General features: G+C 35.3%; 17 protein-coding genes. 9 read left to right on the top strand and 8 right to left on the bottom strand.

Translation table 11 applies throughout. The features are described from left to right. Positions 1-25: 25 nt before the first annotated feature. The 3 genes from nuoL to VB248_RS00790 form a co-directional block, all read right to left on the bottom strand. Entirely contained in the window at positions 26-1,927 is a 1,902-nt protein-coding gene (gene nuoL / locus VB248_RS00800) for an NADH-quinone oxidoreductase subunit L (RefSeq protein WP_323294826.1), read from the bottom strand. A 55-nt stretch (positions 1,928-1,982) separates the two neighbouring features. Further along, positions 1,983-2,312, bottom strand: coding sequence for an NADH-quinone oxidoreductase subunit NuoK (gene nuoK, locus VB248_RS00795; RefSeq protein ID WP_323294825.1), 330 nt, complete (start codon positions 2,310-2,312; stop codon positions 1,983-1,985). A 185-nt stretch (positions 2,313-2,497) separates the two neighbouring features. Beyond that, positions 2,498-3,313, bottom strand: a complete 816-nt coding sequence (locus tag VB248_RS00790) for an exonuclease domain-containing protein (protein ID WP_323294824.1) — start codon at positions 3,311-3,313, stop codon at positions 2,498-2,500. 154 nt (positions 3,314-3,467) lie between these two features. Between VB248_RS00790 and VB248_RS00785 the strand changes: the two genes are divergently transcribed. The 5 genes from VB248_RS00785 to VB248_RS00765 all read left to right on the top strand — a co-directional run bounded on the left by VB248_RS00785 (position 3,468) and on the right by VB248_RS00765 (position 8,637). Beyond that, on the top strand, positions 3,468-4,439 hold the full coding sequence (locus tag VB248_RS00785) for a polyprenyl synthetase family protein (RefSeq protein WP_323294823.1): 972 nt from the start codon (positions 3,468-3,470) through the stop codon (positions 4,437-4,439). Between the two features lie 205 nt (positions 4,440-4,644). After that, positions 4,645-5,265, top strand: coding sequence for a rhomboid family intramembrane serine protease (locus VB248_RS00780; protein ID WP_323294822.1), 621 nt, complete (start codon positions 4,645-4,647; stop codon positions 5,263-5,265). Positions 5,266-5,433: 168 nt separating this feature from the next. Further along, positions 5,434-6,585: a 1-deoxy-D-xylulose-5-phosphate reductoisomerase gene (locus VB248_RS00775; RefSeq protein WP_323294821.1), complete on the top strand. Its 1,152-nt coding sequence runs from the start codon at positions 5,434-5,436 to the stop codon at positions 6,583-6,585. Between the two features lie 76 nt (positions 6,586-6,661). Next, entirely contained in the window at positions 6,662-8,083 is a 1,422-nt protein-coding gene (gene rseP, locus VB248_RS00770; protein ID WP_323294820.1) for an RIP metalloprotease RseP, read from the top strand. After that, positions 8,083-8,637, top strand: a complete 555-nt coding sequence (locus tag VB248_RS00765) for a DUF6702 family protein (RefSeq protein WP_323294819.1) — start codon at positions 8,083-8,085, stop codon at positions 8,635-8,637. The genes rseP and VB248_RS00765 overlap by 1 nt, the downstream gene beginning before the upstream one ends. Positions 8,638-8,693: 56 nt before the next feature. Here the strand turns inward: VB248_RS00765 and VB248_RS00760 are convergent, their stop codons facing one another. The 5 genes from VB248_RS00760 to VB248_RS00740 form a co-directional block, all read right to left on the bottom strand. Then, complete coding sequence (locus VB248_RS00760) at positions 8,694-9,719, bottom strand: 5-methylcytosine restriction system specificity protein McrC (RefSeq protein ID WP_323294818.1); 1,026 nt, start codon at positions 9,717-9,719, stop codon at positions 8,694-8,696. 172 nt (positions 9,720-9,891) lie between these two features. Next, the gene (locus VB248_RS00755; RefSeq protein WP_323294817.1) at positions 9,892-11,220 is read right to left on the bottom strand and encodes an AAA family ATPase; all 1,329 of its coding nucleotides are present in this window, start codon (positions 11,218-11,220) and stop codon (positions 9,892-9,894) included. A gap of 84 nt (positions 11,221-11,304) precedes the next feature. Then, complete coding sequence (locus tag VB248_RS00750; RefSeq protein ID WP_323294816.1) at positions 11,305-12,861, bottom strand: Rne/Rng family ribonuclease; 1,557 nt, start codon at positions 12,859-12,861, stop codon at positions 11,305-11,307. 817 nt (positions 12,862-13,678) lie between these two features. Continuing rightward, the gene (locus VB248_RS00745) at positions 13,679-14,536 is read right to left on the bottom strand and encodes a tetratricopeptide repeat protein (protein ID WP_323294815.1); all 858 of its coding nucleotides are present in this window, start codon (positions 14,534-14,536) and stop codon (positions 13,679-13,681) included. An 85-nt stretch (positions 14,537-14,621) separates the two neighbouring features. Then, the gene (locus tag VB248_RS00740; RefSeq protein WP_323294814.1) at positions 14,622-14,906 is read right to left on the bottom strand and encodes an HU family DNA-binding protein; all 285 of its coding nucleotides are present in this window, start codon (positions 14,904-14,906) and stop codon (positions 14,622-14,624) included. A gap of 349 nt (positions 14,907-15,255) precedes the next feature. On the opposite strand from VB248_RS00740, the gene mutY reads away from it, so the two are divergent. From mutY to VB248_RS00720, 4 genes are all read left to right on the top strand, one after another. Beyond that, positions 15,256-16,323, top strand: a complete 1,068-nt coding sequence (gene mutY / locus VB248_RS00735; protein ID WP_323294813.1) for an A/G-specific adenine glycosylase — start codon at positions 15,256-15,258, stop codon at positions 16,321-16,323. Positions 16,324-16,460: 137 nt separating this feature from the next. Then, on the top strand, positions 16,461-16,934 hold the full coding sequence (locus tag VB248_RS00730; protein ID WP_323294812.1) for a single-stranded DNA-binding protein: 474 nt from the start codon (positions 16,461-16,463) through the stop codon (positions 16,932-16,934). A 99-nt stretch (positions 16,935-17,033) separates the two neighbouring features. Further along, on the top strand, positions 17,034-18,416 hold the full coding sequence (gene gldE, locus VB248_RS00725; protein ID WP_323294811.1) for a gliding motility-associated protein GldE: 1,383 nt from the start codon (positions 17,034-17,036) through the stop codon (positions 18,414-18,416). Positions 18,417-18,439: 23 nt separating this feature from the next. Then, complete coding sequence (locus VB248_RS00720) at positions 18,440-19,339, top strand: hypothetical protein (protein ID WP_323294810.1); 900 nt, start codon at positions 18,440-18,442, stop codon at positions 19,337-19,339. Positions 19,340-19,352: the final 13 nt, after the last annotated feature.

Below are 19,352 nucleotides of genomic sequence, written 5' to 3'. Positions count from 1 at the left end.
TTCAATGTAATTAATCGTCTTTAATCTATCCCAATAAAAAACTTTTCAAACTCCAAACTAAAATAACGGCAATTGATAAAACCATGGCAAAAATGTAATAGCCTGTTGTACCGTTTTGTAGTAAGCGAGCTTCTGATGACAGGTTTTTCACAGTTTTTCCAACGCCTTCAACAATTAAATCTATTACTAAAAATTCAATTACTCCACTAAAGAAGTTTGAAAGTGCTGAGATTGGTTTTACAAAAAGAGTATTATACAATTCGTCGATATAATATTTATTGTAAATAACTTTTTGCAAGCCTGATTCCTGACCGTCTGCTAATGGTACATTTTTCTTCACAACATAAACAAAGTATGCTACGCCTGCTGAAAGAAGTGCTGCCACTACCGACACAATCATTAAAGTAATTTCAAGAGATTCATCAACCGCTACATGTTCAATATTTGACTGAGCGAATAATGGAGCCATAAATTCTGCTAAACTTGCGTGACCTCCAAAAATATGTGGCAAATTAAAGAATCCACCTATCGCTGAAAGTACTGCTAAAATCATCAAAGGGGCTGTCATCGCAATTGGTGACTCGTGCAAATGATGTTCTTGCTCTTCTGTTCCTCTAAATTCACCAAAGAAAGTAAGGAATAACAAACGGAACATATAGAAAGATGTCATTATCGAACCAAATACACCAAAAGCCCACATTAATTTATTGTGTTCGAAAACGTGTGCTAAAATTTCATCTTTTGAGAAGAAACCTGCAAAAGGAGGAATACCAGAAATAGCAATCGTTGCAATCAAGAAAGTAATAAAAGTGATTGGCAATTTCTTGCGAAGACCACCCATTGAACGAATATCTTGTTCATCAGACATCGCATGAATTACAGAACCTGCTCCTAAGAATAAAAGTGCTTTGAAGAAAGCGTGTGTCATTACATGGAAAAATGATGAAGAGTAAGCCATTACACCAAGTCCCATAAACATATAGCCTAACTGCGAAACCGTTGAGTAAGCCAATACTTTCTTAATATCATTTTGGAAAAGACCAATCGAAGCAGCCAATAAAGCTGTTGCTAAACCTACCCAAGCTACAATATCAAGTGTTTCTGGTGCTAATGAATACATGATATTCGAGCGAATAATCATATAAATACCTGCTGTAACCATTGTTGCTGCGTGAATCAAAGCAGACACAGGTGTTGGCCCAGCCATCGCATCTGGCAACCAAGTATATAATGGAATTTGAGCCGATTTACCCATTGCTCCTACAAATAAAAGCAAGGTAATATAAAACAAAGTTTTATCTCCAGAAGAATATCCTCCATCTACCACTTTGCTAAATACTTCTGCATATTCAACAGAACCAAAATTGCTGATAATTAAGAAAATACCCAACAAGAAGCCCAAGTCACCGATACGGTTCATGATAAAGGCTTTACGAGCGGCATCTCCGTAATTGCTATTTTTGTTCCAGAAGCCAATAAGTAGATAAGAACAAAGTCCTACTCCTTCCCAACCAATGAACATTACGACATAGTTAGAACCCAAAACTAACAAAAGCATGAAAAACAAGAAAAGGTTGAGGAAAGCGAAAAACTTACCAAAACCTTCATCGTGGCTCATGTAGCCAATTGAGTAAATATGGATTAATGTTCCAACGCCAGTAATAATCAAAAGCATCAACAATGAAAGTTGATCTAATTGAAATGACATTGAAATATTCAACGTTCCAACGGTAATCCAGTCGAAAAGATGAACGATTTGCGGCTGACCGTCAAAACCTAAGTAGAGTGTCAAGGCACAAGCAAAAGAAGCAAATGCAGCTCCTGAACTAATTAGTCCAGCCAAAGATTTTGGAACATGACGAAATCCGATTCCATTAATAAGGAAACCGATTAAAGGAAAAAGAGGAATGAGTGTAATTAGAGACATAATTCTAATTTGAAAGTTTTCTAATTTGAAAATGATAACGTTTTAAATTGGAAGATTACCATTTCAATTTATTCAACAAACCAACATCAATTGTCTGGATGTTTCGATAAATCATCACGATAATAGCCAAGCCCACGGCTACTTCTGCCGCAGCTACTGCCATGATAAAAAATACAAAAATTTGCCCAGTAGGGTCAGCTTTGTAAGACGAAAATGCTACCAACAATAAATTAACAGCATTTAGCATCAATTCAACCGACATGAAGATAATGATAGCGTTGCGGCGAGTTAAAACGCCAATAATTCCGATGCAAAATAATGCTGTACTGAACCAAACATAATAGTTCAAAGGTATTTCTCGGATAACATCAGGTATTTGTTGCATGAGTATTGCGTTTCTGCTTGAGAACTTATATTAAACGAAACTTGTTTTCTAATTCAAAAACTCTAATTCTGATTCTTAAAAGGTATTTTGCAAAACTTATCAGCAAAATTAAGGAAAAACTGATAAAAGCATAAAATCTAAAGACAAAAGATAGCTTTATTCTAAGATTGATTTTCGGAATTGGATTACCTACTGTTAAAAGCCCTTAGTTTTATTTCTGTTAGCTTTCTTTTGGTATCCATCGGAAAATCACCCTTCATCATCCAATCATAATAAGAAGGTTCTTCTTTTAATACTTGTATAACTGGCTTTCCTGCGTGTTTTCCGAAATTAATAATTTCTATTCCATCTTTATTGAAAGCCATTCTTTGAGCAAAATCAACCAATTTAGACGAAGTGATTTCATGCAAAGCATCCATATCGTTTTTCACAGGTTCTATTTCTACACCATTGCTGTCTTTAATTTTTACGCCTTCGTAATACTTTACTTGGGCATTTAGTACTTCTAAAGTAGCAATAGTATCTGCTTCTGCCGAATGGGCATCTATTAATTCTTTTTTACAGTAAAATTTGTATGCAGCCGATAAAGTACGAGGCTCCATCAAATGAAATATGCGTTGTGCATCAATCAATCGGCGATTTTTTACATCAAAATCAATTTCATTTCTCAAAAATTCTTCGACTAAAATCGGGACATCGAAACGGTTTGAATTAAATCCTGCTAAATCACAACCTTCTAAAAACTGAGCCATCGACTTGGCTATTTGCCTAAAAGTAGGTTCGTTCTTTACATCTTCGTCATAGATACCATGTACTAAAGATGATTCTAAGGGAATGGGTATTTCGGGGTTGACACGGCGAGTCTTCACCGTTACTGTACCATCAATATTTGCTTTGGCAATACTGATTTCAACAATACGGTCTTTTACGACATTGACTCCTGTCGTTTCCAAATCGAAAACGGCAAGTGGTTTACGGAGTTTGAGCTGATGGTTGAGCATATAGTTTAAAACCTCGGATAGAGGTTTTGCAAAGTTAGCCAAAATTAAATCTGAAACGAGTGAGAGTTTAAATTCTTCTTCCTATTTTTGAGAATTGATAACATTTCCAACTTGAAGTGCGTTACTCATCACAGGAGAAACAACCAATTATTAAATGAAACTTACACAATTCGTACAAGCCCTCAACGAAGAATTTTCACAGCAAACTTACGGCGAACGTCCCGAAGAATTATATGAACCTATTCGCTATTTAATGTCTTTAGGTGGAAAAAGACTGAGACCTTTAATGACACTAATGGCAACCGCCTTATTTACAGACGATTGGCAAAAAGCCATTAAACCTGCTTCTGCCGTTGAAGTTTTTCATAATTTTACTTTGATGCACGATGACATCATGGACAAAGCTCCTTTGAGAAGAGGAAAAGTAACTGTACATGAAAAATGGAATGAAAATATCGCTATTCTTTCTGGCGATGTGATGTTGGTGCAGGCTTATGAATTATTGATGTTTGTTGAAGATGATAAATTCAAAAAAGCTTTAAAAAGATTTAATCGTACTGCAGCAGAAGTTTGTGAAGGACAACAATTAGATATGAATTTCGAAAATCGTGAAAACGTTAGCGAAGAGGAGTATCTGGAAATGATTAAACTAAAAACTTCTGTTTTACTTGGTTTTGCTTTAGAATTAGGAGGAATTATTGGTGGAGCAAGTGATAAATCTTGTCATTTACTTTATGAAATCGGTTTAAATGTGGGGCTGGGTTTTCAATTGAAAGATGATTTATTGGATGTTTATGGCGACCCAGAAAAATTCGGAAAACAAGTAGGTGGCGATATTATCTCCAACAAAAAAACGTTCATGCTGATTGAAGCATTGGAAAAAGCCGAGGGCGAAACGGCTGTTGAACTCAACAAATGGCTTTCGTTGAAAGAGTTTGATAGTGCAGAAAAAGTAAAAGCAGTAACTGCCATTTATGATACTTTAGGAATCAGACAAGTAGCTGAAAACAAAATAAATGCTTATTTCGACAAAGCTTTTGAGGCTCTTAATATCTTGAAAGTTGATGAAGAGCGTAAAGCTGTTTTACGAAGCTTTGCAGAAACTTTGATTGATAGAGAGGTTTAATGTATTTTTGTATGAAATTAATCGGCAGTCGAACCAAACGTTTCGACTGCCTTTGTTTTTCACGAAAAATAATACCACTGAGTCGTTTTATTTAAAAAAATAAATGAAACGTTCTCCTTAAAACCAAAGATGTTTCCCTTTGAATGAACCTTTTGACTTTCAAAAAAATTAACCTCAAAACTCATCTTTAATAACTCATAATATTATGTCATTAACACTCATTTTTATTGTCTTAACTGTGGCTCTTAGCTTTTATGCTTGGAACAATTCGCATATTATGAATAAATGGATTATGAATCCATATTCAGTTTATCGTCATAAAGAGTACTATCGTTTTTTAACTGCGGGTTTTATTCATGCAGATTATGGACATTTACTTTTTAATATGCTGAGTTTGTATTTCTTCGGAGACGTAGTTGAGTTTTATTTCACTCGGGTTTTTGGCGAAAGTACAGGCATTATTTATTATGCAGTTTTGTACTTGGGGGGAATTCTTGCAGGAGGTATTCCGGGATTTATGGATAATAAAAACAATTCATATTATAATGCTTTAGGGGCATCAGGAGGTGTTTCGGCGGTAGTGTTTTCAGCTATTTTATTCGACCCACTTTCTAAAATTTATATTTATTTTGCTATTGGTCTTCCGGGCTTTATTTATGCTATTTTGTACTCGGCTTATTCATATTATATGTCGAAGAGAAATTTGGATAATATCGGTCACTCGGCTCACCTTTGGGGTGCAGGTTTTGGAGTAGTGTTTACATTGCTTTTAAAACCCTCTTTGTTTATGCACTTTATTAACCAAATTCTAAGTTGGAGTCTGTAATTTTATCATTTCATTCAAGACAATTACTCCAACTTAAAACTTCTCGTTGATAATTTAAAGAGTAAGTATTAAGAAATAAAATTAGATTGTATCAATAATTGAATTTACGAATCGTCTGATAATAAGACTCATAGCTTACAGCTAATTGCTCATAGCTACTTATCATTTATGCAAAAAAGAAAAATTGCCATTTTAGGCTCAACGGGTTCTATCGGAACGCAAGCCTTAGAAGTAATAAAAGCCAACGAAGACATCTTCGAGGTTGAAGTATTAACCGCACAGAATAATGCCGATTTACTGATTGAACAAAGTTTAGCATTCAAGCCCAATTGCGTTGTGATTGGCAACGACAATTTGTATGACAAAGTACATTCAGCTTTAGACGCCGCAGGAATTAAAGTCTATGCTGGAGCAAAAGCCTTGGAGTCGGTAGTACAAATGGAAAGTATTGATATTGTACTTACTTCAATGGTAGGCTATGCGGGTTTGTTGCCAACTATTAAAGCCATTGAAGCTGGCAAACATATCGCACTTGCTAATAAAGAAACTTTGGTTGTAGCTGGCGAATTAATTACAAAATTAGCTCAAGAAAAAGGCGTAAATATTTATCCTGTCGATTCAGAACATTCTGCTATTTTTCAGTGTTTGGTCGGTGAGTTTCATAACCCTATCGAAAAAATCATTCTTACGGCTTCTGGTGGCCCATTCAGAGGAAAAAAACGAGAAGATTTATTAAACGTTACCAAAGCTCAGGCTCTGAAACACCCCAACTGGGTAATGGGTGCAAAAATCACGATTGATTCAGCCAGTTTGATGAACAAAGGTTTGGAAGTGATTGAAGCCAAATGGTTGTTTGGTTTGAAAGCCTCACAAATAGAAGTAATTGTACATCCGCAGTCTATTATTCACTCTTTGGTGCAGTTTGAAGATGGGTCTATCAAAGCACAAATGGGTTTGCCAGACATGAAATTGCCTATTCAGTTTGCTTTAGGTTTTCCGAATAGACTAAAATCAGATTTTCCTCGTTTCGAGTTTCTAAAGTATCCATCTCTCACATTTGAGCAACCCGATACAAAAACATTTCGTAACTTGCACTTAGCTTTTATAGCTATGGACAAAGGCGGAAATATTCCTTGTATCATGAATGCCGCCAATGAAATTGCTGTTGAAGCATTTTTACAAGACAAAATTGGTTTCTTACAGATGTCAGACCTTATCGAAACTTGCATGGATAAAGTAACATTTATACAAAATCCGAGTATTGATGATTATATTCAAACAGACCAAGAAACTCGAAAATTAGCACAAACGCTAATTTAATTACTTATCATTTAAAACTTAAAACAACAATCGTAAACAATTCATTTTGAATACTTTACGAAACAACACTTAACAAATGGATGGTTTAATAAAGCTTGCACAGTTGATTTTAGGACTGTCAATTTTAGTAAGTTTACACGAATTCGGGCATTATATTACAGCAAAATGGTTCAAAATGCGTGTAGATAAATTCTACCTATTTTTTGATTTTCTTTTTCCAGTACCTACTGTTTGGAATTTTGCTCTATTCAAAAAGAAAATTGGTGATACTGAATACGGTTTAGGTTGGTTTCCGCTTGGAGGTTATGTTTCTATTGCCGGAATGATTGATGAAACACAAGATGCGTCAAAACTTTCTGCCGTTCCTGAACCTTGGGAATTCCGTGGAAAACCAGCTTGGCAACGCTTAATTGTAATGCTTGGGGGTATTATCGTGAATGTACTTTTGGGTATCGCTATTTTTTGGGGTATCAATTACAAATTAGGAAATAACTACATTTCTAAAGATGAATTAAATAAAAATGGTATTTATGCTGGTACGCTTGCACAAGAAGTTGGTTTCAGAACTGGCGATAAAGTACTGAAAGTAAATGGCAAAGACCTTAAAGAATTCAAGGATATTCCTGATGCCATTCTTGATAACGACCTTTATTACACTGTAGAACGTAACGGAAAACAAATTGACGTCTTTATTCCTGCAAAGTTTTTAAATAAGCTTTCTGATGAAAAAGACCAGTTTGTTCAGCCATTACAGCGTTTTTCAATAGCCCAAATTCAAAAACCAACAAAGCCTTCAATCATTGCTCAATTCTTCACTAAAATTAAAAGCTTTTTTGGAATCAAAACACCAGAACCAGAATTTCCAGCCTATAAAGCAGGTTTGAAAGAAGGTGACAAAATTGTGAGTTTGAACGGAAAACCTGTCGTATTTTTCCAATTATTTAAAGATAATTTAGAAAAATATTCTGGAAAGGAAGCTACTTTAGAGATTGAAAGAAATGGAAAAGTTTTCACGAAAGTAATTAAATTGACAAAAGATGGTAAATTAGGCTTCATTCCTAATCTTATCATAAAAATATCTCACGAAGAATATACCATTGGCGAAGCCTTCTTTGTTGGTGTTGAAGAAGCTTTTGATGTTATTGTAAAAAATGTAAAAGGCTTCAAAAAGATTTTCTCGGGCGATGTTCGTGCAGATAAAGCTTTGAGTGGACCATTTGAAATTGCAGATTTGTATGGATCACAATGGAATTGGTTAAATTTCTGGTCATTAACAGGTTTACTTTCAATGGCTTTGGCATTTATGAATTTCTTGCCAATTCCTGCACTTGATGGCGGACACGCTTTGTTCTTACTATATGAAATCATTACGGGTCGTCCACCGTCAGAAAAAGTATTAGAAAGAGCCCAACAAGTAGGTACTGTCATCTTGTTAGCTTTAATGGTCTTTGTTTTAGGAAACGGTGCATTTAAAACATTTTTCCCTATCGCTAAATAATGAAAAACAACCATAAAAATATCTTAAAACCTGCTCAGACGCTTCGTCTTGGCAGGTTTTTACTTTTAGGTATCATCTTACTTTCAAGTGCTTTCAGAAGTAATGATACCGCTTTACACGCATTTCATACCAGCCTCACAGAAATGCGTTATAATACTAAAAGCAAAGGTTTTGAAGTAAGCCTAAGAGTATTTACTGATGATTTAGAAAAAGTACTGTCGCACGATAATCAGAACAAGAAAATCGTAATTGAAAACAACGACAACAACGATGCTTTGGTAGAACAATACCTGAAAAAGCATTTCATGCTCGTAAATGCTAAAAATCAGCTAAAGGCGTTGCAGTACGTTGGAAAAGAAAAAGAAGGAGACGCTACTTGGATTTATCTGGAAATCCCTTTGAATGAAGCGGTTGCTGGTTTAAAACTGAAAAATGATGTATTTATTGATATGTACGACGACCAAACAAACATTGTAAACGTGTTTGTTCAAGAGGATAAAAAGTCATTTATTTTTAATGCTAAAACGAAAATATTCACAATTGATTTTCAGTAGCACGAGTTTCCAATTTCTGTAACACGAGTTTTCAACTCGTAATAAAGCCAAACAATTTACAACTCGTCACTTTTTTGGTTTAATATCAAGAGTAAATCACGTTTAATCCCCATCCACGGCTGATTGAGATTTAAGGTTTCAACCCTAATTTGATGTTGCTCAAAAGTATAAACAAGGCTTATACTTTTCTGAACAGTAGGGTACAACAAAATTCCTTCGGCTTGTGGGTATTGCTGGTTTTTCAAGTACGCAAACAATTGATAAAGATGCTGAGAATGTATTTTTTCTGAATCGTAAAAATGCTGAAGTGTTTCGGTATAATACTTGGCATCAATAATAATCTTTCTGTTTTCGGGCAATAGAATCGAAATATCTGTTTGCATTTTGGGTAAAAACTGCATCGAATCTCCCACAAATTGCCAATGTACATCTTCCCGAAAAACCTTTGCTTCGGGTACTTCTATTTTATAAAAATTACGGACAAATTCTTCAAAAAGTCTTGCCATTTGGCGTTCATCTCTCAGAAAATCTTTGAATTTTACTTCACCCGTTTTTTCATGAATCATCAAATTTTGATGCAACAATTCACAAACATTCAACAAAAAAAGATAATACTGATTGTTTCTATGAATGCGTACTTGCGTAAAAGTATCATTTCGAATAAAGATTGAATCTATTTCCGTAAAACGAAACAAGACTGATTGTACTTCCTTTTTGAGCTTTTTATCAAGTGTCGGTAATTTTATGAGGTGCTGTAAAGAAGTTTTCAGGATTTGATTTGGTAAAATATTCGCCGAAAGTTCATCAAATTCACACATAGCTAAACCTTGCTGAAAGAGATTTTTCCGATAAGAATCATTAAAATTTACTCTTCCTTTAATGCCTTGATAGAGATTTTGCTCAGTAATATATTGTTTTTCTAAACCTCTATTGAGCAACAATTTTGTTCCTTTCAATAAAACCTTTGCCAATAAATTGGGCAAATCGGGTACTTCGATAGCCGAAATATTTACCAAATCTCTTTCCTCCAGCCGATTCCAAGCGTAGCAAAGTAAATAGTAAATGTTTTCAATAGGAATCATTGGAGTGATGAGTTTTGAATGCGGAATGTGGAGTAAATGCTATTGTGGATTTGGGATTTTGGATTTCGGATAAAAACAGTTTTATTCTCGATTAATCTTAACTCCAACATCTGAAATAAGTAAAATGATAAAAAAAGCAAAAAGCTCATAGCTCATTACTCAAAGCTGAAAGCTAAAAATCAATTAACTTCTTAATCTCATTTCTCACTTTATCTTCATTATCAAACCAATACTCTTCTAAAAGTGGAGCAATTTCGAGGTTTATAATTCTTCGATACCACTTCCGAACATCGTCGCCTTCGGTGAAAGTCGAAAAATAACTATGTCCAATCTGAAAGCCTTTTTGCAGGTTTTTATCGTTGGCAATTACTTGATTCAATTGTGAAATCACTTTACAGATTTTCTCAGCAAACAATTTGTCAATACCTTTCTGCGACAAGTAATGAATAAACTTTTGGTTGAAAAGTGGCTCTAAAGTAACAAAAGCAAAACGGCGGCGTAAAGCATAATCTATCATCGCCAAAGAGCGGTCTGCGGTGTTCATCGTACCAATAATGTACAAATTATCAGGTACATAAAACGGTTCTGAGTCTTTATCGCCATAAGTTAAAGGCATTTCGTTGGCTCTTCCACGTTTGTCGGCTTCAATCAAAAGTAAAAGTTCACCAAAAATTTTACTCAAATTGCCACGATTGATTTCATCAATAATAAAAAAATGGTCGATACCTGCATTGCGTTGAGCTTGTCGGCAAAACTCATAAAATACGCCATTTTTCAACTTAAAACCTCCGTCGCCGTCTGGTCTTAAACCTTGAATAAAGTCTTCATAAGTATATGATTGGTGAAACTGAACCATTTTGATTCGGGAATCATCTTGCGTTCCGACCAAAGTGTAAGCCAAACGCTTGGCAACAAAGGTTTTTCCTACACCCGGAGGGCCTTGTAGAATGATATTTTTTTTGTATTTCAGCGTTTCAAGTATTTCTTCAAACTGCTCTTCGTCCATAAATAAATCGACTAAAGCATCTTTTCTTTCATAAGGAATCAGCACATCTTCACTAATCATCGCTTCTTTTTGGGCATCAATCATGGCTTGAATTGCCTCAAATTCCTCTTCCGTAATTTTGAATAAACTTCCTTGATTGTTTTTTAATACTTCTGAATCTTTAAAAAATTGCAGTGATTTAAGCTCAACCCAATCAATTGGCTCAGGAACACGCTCTTTCATTTTGAAAGTAATGATTTCTCCTTGTCGAGGGTCAAAATGAAGAGTTTCGGTAATTTCAAAAATAGCCTTTATCTGCTTGACTGGAGTAGATTCATATCCAATGACTAAATCCCCTTTTCTAACAGCTTCGAAATACTTATAAATACGTCTTTTATGGTCAAATTCATTATGAGAAGTATATGACTGTACTTGTTCAAGCTTGAACGAGTCAATTGACCAAATACGAGGATTGGCATTAAGCCACCAGTAATTTCTAACGTTTTGTTTAGGCATTTTTAAAAAATATTTATACAAATATAGGCAAAAAAAACAGCCTGAAATCGAGAAGAAATCAGGCTGTTTTTTCAAGAATTATTTTTATCCATTTAATTCGATTGGCTCGCTGTGGTCATTCAGAAATTTAAAATCTGTAATTCCAAAAGAAGTATCCTGAATCAAATTTACCCATGTTTTATATTTAAAGAACCACTTCATACGAATAGAAGGGAAACCTTTAGTAAAATAAGCGTGTAAAAATGGATGTAATAAAATCGTTGGTTTTTTCTCGTTTTGCTTTTCAAGGATATGCTCAAGATGATGCTCGATAATATCTGAAATCGCAATACTCGCTGTAATTTTTCCTGTTCCACCACAAGTAGGACAATTTTCCGCCGTGACAACGTTCATTTCTGGACGAACACGCTGACGAGTAATTTGCATCAAGCCAAACTTCGTCAAAGGTAAAATTGTGTATTTCGAGCGGTCGGTTTTCATTTCCTCCTTCATGATGTCTTGAATAAGCTTTTTATTTTCAGCTTTCTTCATATCAATGAAGTCGATAACGATAATTCCGCCCATATCTCGTAGCCTCAACTGACGAGCAATCTCTTTTGCGGCTTCACGGTTTACGCTCAGAGCGGTTGCTTCCTGACCATCCTCATTGTTTGATTTATTACCAGAGTTCACATCTATTACGTGCAAAGCTTCAGTATGTTCAATGATAAGATAGCCACCCTGCGGCAAACTTACTGAGCGACCAAACAACATTTTCAGTTGCTTTTCGATACCCAATTGTTCAAAAACTTTGTTTTTGCCTTGATGTAGTTTCACAATTTTTTCCTTTTCAGGAGCAATATTTGAAACATAATTGCGGGCTTCTTGAAACAATTCGGGCGTATCAACTACAACGCTATCAAAATTTTCGTTTAATAAATCACGCAACATCGAAGTTGCACGGCTCATTTCACCAATTATTTTGTCACGAGGTTTTGCACTTTTCAGTGCTTTCATACCAGCATCCCATTTAGCGATAGATTCACGGAGGTCTTTGTCCAATTCTTCTACCTCTTTTCCTTCGGCTACTGTTCTTACGATTACGCCAAAATTGGCAGGTTTAATCGAAGACATCAACCGCTGTAAACGCTGACGTTCTGCTTTTGCAGTGATTTTTTTTGAGATGTTTACGCCATTTGAAAAAGGCACTAAAACCGTATAACGACCTGCAATAGAAATATCACAAGACAAACGAGGGCCTTTTGTGGAAATGGGTTCTTTCACGACCTGCACTAAAATTGGCGTATTTTTGCTTAATACTTTATCAATTTTATCGTGTTTGTCAATCTCAGGTTCTAACTTAAAGTTATCTAATCGTCCAGACTGTAATCTTTCAGCGATAACCTCTTTCGTAAATTTGTTTAGGGAATTGACATTGGGGCCTAAATCGTGGTAATGAAGGAAAGCATCTTTCTCATAACCAATATCAATAAAAGCGGCGTTCAATCCCGTAACCATCTTCTTGACTGTTCCGAGATAAATATCTCCGACAGAAAAGTGTGGTTCGGACTCCTCTAAGTGGTATTCCACAATACGCTTGTCTTGCAACAAAGCAATGCGGTCACCTTTGGGAGTCGAATTGATAATTAATTCATTACTCACAGGTGATTAAAGCATTTAGAAATGAAAGAGATATGAAGGACGTGTTGTGTGAGTATGCTTTTGAACTAAGTCTTTAAAGAGATAATAAATTACAGAAATGTGCGAGCCTATTAAAAAAAGAATATTTCGATTTATAGATAGGAGAATTAAAACCACTTTTGGCAATAATTATTAAGGTTGGGTCTGTAATTTACACTTTTTAAATTGACTTTAATGTGGGTGACGTGATTTGGTTGAGCAAGTTATTTTACGTTTTATTTGATTGAAATTTTTCAATACAAACATGACAAAATCAATGATGTTTTGTCTTTCAGTAATACAAAATAATACAGTACGAAGATTAAAGTTTGATACTTACCAAGTATTATTCCCTTTTTTGATTCCCCTTTCTTACTTAATACTTTATGTATCAAAAACGACTGCATATCCCCAAAATGTCATGACCAATAATTACATAAAATATTGATTATAAACGGTTTATGTAATTAAGTTATTCTTTTAAGCAAACAATCTCACAAAAACAACAAAAACAGGCAAAGTCTCCTGATGGAATTTGCCTGTTTTTTGGGTACTAAGGCGAAAGGAAAAAGACTCGTAATAAAGATTTTACTTTACCTATTCCCTTATGCCTTAACTACTTCTTCTTATGTCTACTTTTTCTAAGACGCTTCTTTCTTTTGTGCGTTGAGATCTTATGTCTCTTTCTTTTTTTTCCGCAAGGCATGATTCTAAAAGGTTTTAATTGTTAAAAATATGTTTAATTTCTTTGTATTTCTGATGCTATGAAACTCAAAAAATAATATTTAATACTGCAATATTACTTTAATTTTGATAATATTTCATTCGCCGCTGATTTTTCTTGAGGGTCAGTACTATTGGCAAGTACTTTTTCAAGAATCGCCTGAGCCTCATCTTTTCTATCTAATTCAGCCAAACAGTACCCCAAATTAAGAGCCGCCTTTGAATTAGACGGGTTGTTCTTTAAAATTTGCTTGAAACGTTCAACTGCTTTTCCAAACTGATTTGAACGAATAGAAAGTACTCCTAAACTGAACAATGCTGGTTCGTAATCTGGTTCCTTTGCAATTACCTCTCTCAACATCAAAATCCCTTGCATTGGCGTTTGAGTCGATACATAAGTCATTGCCATGTTGGTTTTTGCCAACAAATTTTCAGGATTTTTCGCCAGAACTTTTGTAAAAATTTCTCTGGCCTTCTCCCCTAACACAGTCGTTTTCTCTGCTTGAAGCGAGTAGGTAAATGCTTCATAATACAAATTACCTGCTTTCATCAAGTTTTTTTCCGAGGGTTCGATTTTGGCTACTTCCTCAGCATAATAAGCAGCACTATCATAACGAGTGTAAGCTACAAACTTAGCGATGAGTTCATCGGCGGCTTTGAATTTTACCTTCGTATCACTGCTTTTCAAATAATTACTTCTCAACTTCTCAATCACCCCTTGTTGTTCTGGGCTCAAGGCTACTCCATGTGTTTCTGGGTTCTCCTGAGTTTCCGAACTTGTCTTTTTATCTCGATTAGCCATTGGTGCAGGGCTTTCTTGCGAAGATTGCTCCAACTTCTTTTTTTCATTACTTACTACTACTTTAGGCAAACTGTACAAGCCACCTACTAATCCGAAAGCAACGACAATAATGATGATAAAAGACTTTTGCATGATTTTTAACGGTTTGTTGACTTTACTGAAAATACTGATTGAATATCAACGATAATACCTCAGAAAAAGGCACACAAACGCTTAATTATTTTGCGTTAGATTTAACCTGTTCAACAAAAGTTTTTGCAGGCTTAAAACTTGGAATGTAATGTTCTGGAATCTCGATAGAAGTATTTTTTGAAATATTACGAGCAATTTTATGAGCTCTTTTCTTATTCACAAAACTTCCGAATCCCCTTACATAAATTGGCTCCCCATTTGAAAGGTTGTCTTTAACTACTGAAAAGAAAGACTCAATGGCACTTGATACATCTGCTTTGTCGATACCAGTTTTGTCTGAAATTTCTGCGATTACGTCTGCTTTAGTCACTTTTTGAAAATTTTAGGATTAATAAAAAATACGTTAAACAAATAATGAATGATTGCTTTTGGTACTGAAAATAACGGTAGAGTTCTCCTTGAATTTAGGAATGAAATCATTACTTTCGTAACCCCTTGATTATTAAGGGTCACAAAGGTACGGCTTTGGTTTGAATTATGAAAGAAACAAAAAATAAATATCCTAACTTTTTTTTTATAATTGCTTAATTGTTAGCTAATTGACAAAACACAAGTATATCAACAAGTACTAAAATTTTGGATATTTTCACGAAAAAATCCCTAATTCACCACCTTTTTGCCCAAAAAGCCGATTTACTCTTACACAAATTCACGAACCTTTGGAAAACAATTTCATCTCAAAAAAAATTAGTAGCTGGTATCTTCAACACAAAAGAGACCTTCCGTGGAGAAATACACAGAACCCTTATTACATCTGGTTGTCGGAAATTATTCTCCAACAAACAAGAGTTGTACAAGGTATGCCTTACTATTATAAGTTTATTGAAGCCTTTCCGACTGTCCAAGATTTAGCCAATGCCGACGAAAACGAAGTACTAAGACTATGGCAAGGATTGGGCTATTATTCACGAGCGAGAAATCTGCACAAAACCGCTAAAATGGTTTTAGAAAACTACGCTGGCGAATTTCCGAATACGTATCAGGAACTTCTAAAATTAAAAGGTGTAGGTACTTATACTGCGGCGGCAATTGCTTCTTTTGCTTTTGGTGAAAAAGTAGCCGTGTTGGATGGCAATGTTTACAGAGTACTCTCAAGAATATTTGGTGAAAGTACTGATATTTCAAGCAACGAAGCCAAAAAAGTATTTATGCAATTGGCTGAAAGTATTTTGCCAGACCAAGATGCCGCCACCCACAATCAAGCAATAATGGAATTTGGAGCTTTGCAGTGTACGCCTTCGTCGCCAAACTGTATGTTTTGTCCTTTAGCTATGGACTGTGTGGCAAATGCCAAAGGGCAAGTGGCAGCACTTCCTGTAAAATCTAAAAAAGTTAAAGTAAAAGAACGCTTCTTTCATTACTTTATCATTGAACAAAATGGTAATTTTGCCATGCGAAAAAGAGTTGGGAAAGATGTATGGGAAGGAATGTATGATTTTTACTTAAATGAATCTGACGAGAATATTCAAGAATTATCGTATCTTGCTTTGGAGGACAAATTCTTGGAAAAAATCTTAGAAAATTCACTAATCAAAAGAGAATCAAGTATATACACCCATATTCTTACACATCAAAAAATCCAAACCAAATTTTGGCATTTAGTTATTAATAACAACTTTCCATTACATTTGCCCACAGAATTGGATTGGTATTCGCTCAATGAAGTTGATGATTTACCAAAATCAACTTTAGTAAATAATTACTTGAGTTCGTTTGTGTTTGAATAAAAATATTTGAATAAATGCTATTGAAAAATACTTAGTCAGAACGAAATCATCTGATTTTATGGCTTTTACAAATTTGCAACTTATTCTATTTTTCAGTAAATTCACATAGGTTCTAAAACTAAAAAATAACTATTAACATGGCTGGCGTAAATAAAGTAATTCTTTTAGGACGTTTGGGGGCTGACCCCGAAGTGAGATCCTTACCAAGTGGCTCGAAAGTGACCACTTTCAACATTGCTACTTCTGAAGTCTATAATAATAAAGACGGACAAAGAGTAGAACAAACAGAATGGCACAGAATTGAACTTTGGGATAATTTAGCCAACATTGCCGAACAGTATTTACACAAAGGAGATTCGGTATATGTAGAAGGTAAAATTCGTACTGAAGAATATACAGATAAAGACAATATTAGCAGAAGAACCACCAAAATCAGAGGTACTTCTATGACTTTGGTAAGTACTAAGGGTGGCGGAACTGATAACGATGGAGGAGCGGCGAGCAGCCCAGCACCGCAGGCACAACGCCCTGCTCCGGCAAGAACTCCTGCTCCAACGCCTGATTTTACCAACAATGCAGGTAGCGACGACAGTGACGATTTACCTTTTTAAATTATAAGTATTCAGTGATTAGAGATTGGTAATGAATCGCATTGAACAACATTACCAATCACTCCATTTAATCACTTATAACGAAAAACCCATTATATTTTGGAAACTCGATTATCCGACGAACCTAACCCGATTTTGGTGCTTTTAGCACAAGTTGAAAGCACCTCTTCATACAGTGTCTATGGAATCAATTTTTTGATTCTACTGGGCTTACTTATTTTATCAGCTATGTTGGCTGGCTCGGAAGTTGCCTTTTTCTCACTTTCTGCCGACGAACGTGCCGCTTGCCGTGATAGCGATAGCGGAACTGAAAGAAAAATCTCAAAACTTCTTGATAAACCTCAGCTACTTTTAGCAACATTATTAATATTCATCAATTTAGTAAACATCACCTTCATTACTATTGCTACTTATGTAACAGAACAAATAGTAGGCGAAGAAGAAAAAGAAGGTTTGATTGCTACTTTGGTACTTTTGGTAGGTGTAACGTTTATCATTACTTTTTTCGGTGAACTCATCCCGAAAGTATGGGCTCAACAAAACAATCTGCGTTTTGCCAAAATCACAGCTCCTTTGCTCGAAATCGCTACGATTATTTTCCAACCTCTTTCTTCTGTTTTACTTGGCATAAGTAATATTATCGAAAAAAGAGTTGAACGAAAGGGCTATACCATTACCGCCGACGAACTGAACCACGCTTTGGAAATCACCACAGGAAAAGATACTTCTGAACAAGAAAAAGATATTTTGAAAGGTATCGTCAATTTTGGAAGTATTTCAGCCAAAAGTGTGATGCGTTCTCGAAGAGATATTACGGCTTTTGATATTACTTTCAATTTTCATGAATTGATGGATAAAATCAATAAATCGGGCTATTCTCGTGTGCCAGTTTTCAGAGAAACCATTGATAAAATTGAAGGTATTCTGTACATCAAAGATTTGCTTTCACATATTGATAAAGACGAACACTTTAAATGGCAAGAATTAATTCACCAACCTTTCTTTATTCCTGAAAGTAAAAAAATTGATGATTTACTTTACGACTTTCAAGAAAAGAGAGTTCACATGGCTGTGGTGGTGAACGAGTACGGCGAAACCGAGGGTATCGTTACGATGGAAGATATTATTGAAGAAATTGTAGGCGACATTCATGACGAATCAGACGTTGAAGATTTAGGATATGTAAAACTCAATGATGGTTCTTATGAATTTGAAGGTAAAGTTGCGTTAAATGATGTTTGTCGTGCGTTGAGTCTTGATAATGACTATTTTGATAAAGTTCGTGGCGATAGCGAGTCATTAGGTGGGCTTTTGATAGAATTATTTGCTCGTTTGCCTCATGCTGGCGAAGAAGTAGAATATGAAAAATATAAATTCAGAGTATCGTCGGTTGATACTCGCAGAATTAAAAAAGTAAAGGTAAGTCCGAAAGTAGAAAGAGTAGTAGAAGACACAAAAGAAGGGAAAAAAGACATTGAGTGATGGTTCAACAATAAAACCTTTAGATGAAAAAGTTCGCTTTTTTTATATACTTTCTCACTTTACTGGCTTGTAAAGAAAAAGTATCTCCTTCTGAATCAGACGTTTTTGATTCGCCAACAGACCTTGGTTTACTTGAAAACAAGAGTATCAACGAAGCTTCTGGCTTGATAGCGAGTGTTAAAAACAGTGGCTATTTATGGACACACAATGATAGCGGTGATACTAACCGTATCTTTTTGATTGACCAAAATGGAAAAGGTACTCGTGAATTTTATTTAGAAGGAGCTACAAATAGAGACTGGGAGGCAATTTCGATGGCATCTTTCACCGAAGGCTCATTTCTTTACATCGCCGATATTGGCGATAATGATGCTAAATATGAAAACTGTTTTATTTACAAAGTAGCCGAACCACTTGTCGGCTCATCTACACCACAGACAAATGTGTTATCAAACGTTCAAAAAATTACCTTCAAATATCCCGACGGAGCAAGAGATGCAGAATCTTTGATGATTGACCAAGCTACAAAAGATATTTATATTCTGAGTAAAAGAGAATCTAACCAACGTTTGTACCGCCTTCCCTACCCCCAGTCTTTCAGCGAAATTATTACTGCCGAGTTTGTGGAAACAGTAGATTTTTCAAACGCCACCAACGCAAGCCTTTATCTTACAGACGGAAGTATTTCGGGGGATAATCAAGAAATTCTTATTAGAAACTACTTTCAGGTATTTCACTGGCGACGGGGAAGCAACGAAAGTGTGGCTGAAACTTTGAAGCGTAGTCCAAACACTTATTCGTATTCAGTAGAACCTCAGGGCGAAGGCATTTGCTTTAGCAGTAATCAAAAAAGTTTTTTTACCATTAGCGAAGAAGGTTCTCTGAAAGCACCTGTTCGTTTGTATCAAAGTACTAAAAAATGAATGATAGGAATTT

Origin of the sequence: Arcicella rigui (assembly GCF_034929435.1) — a bacterium.
GTDB classification, from domain to species: domain Bacteria; phylum Bacteroidota; class Bacteroidia; order Cytophagales; family Spirosomataceae; genus Arcicella; species Arcicella rigui.
Note: the sequence above shows the minus strand (reverse complement) of the source record. Positions and strands in the feature narration are given on the sequence as shown.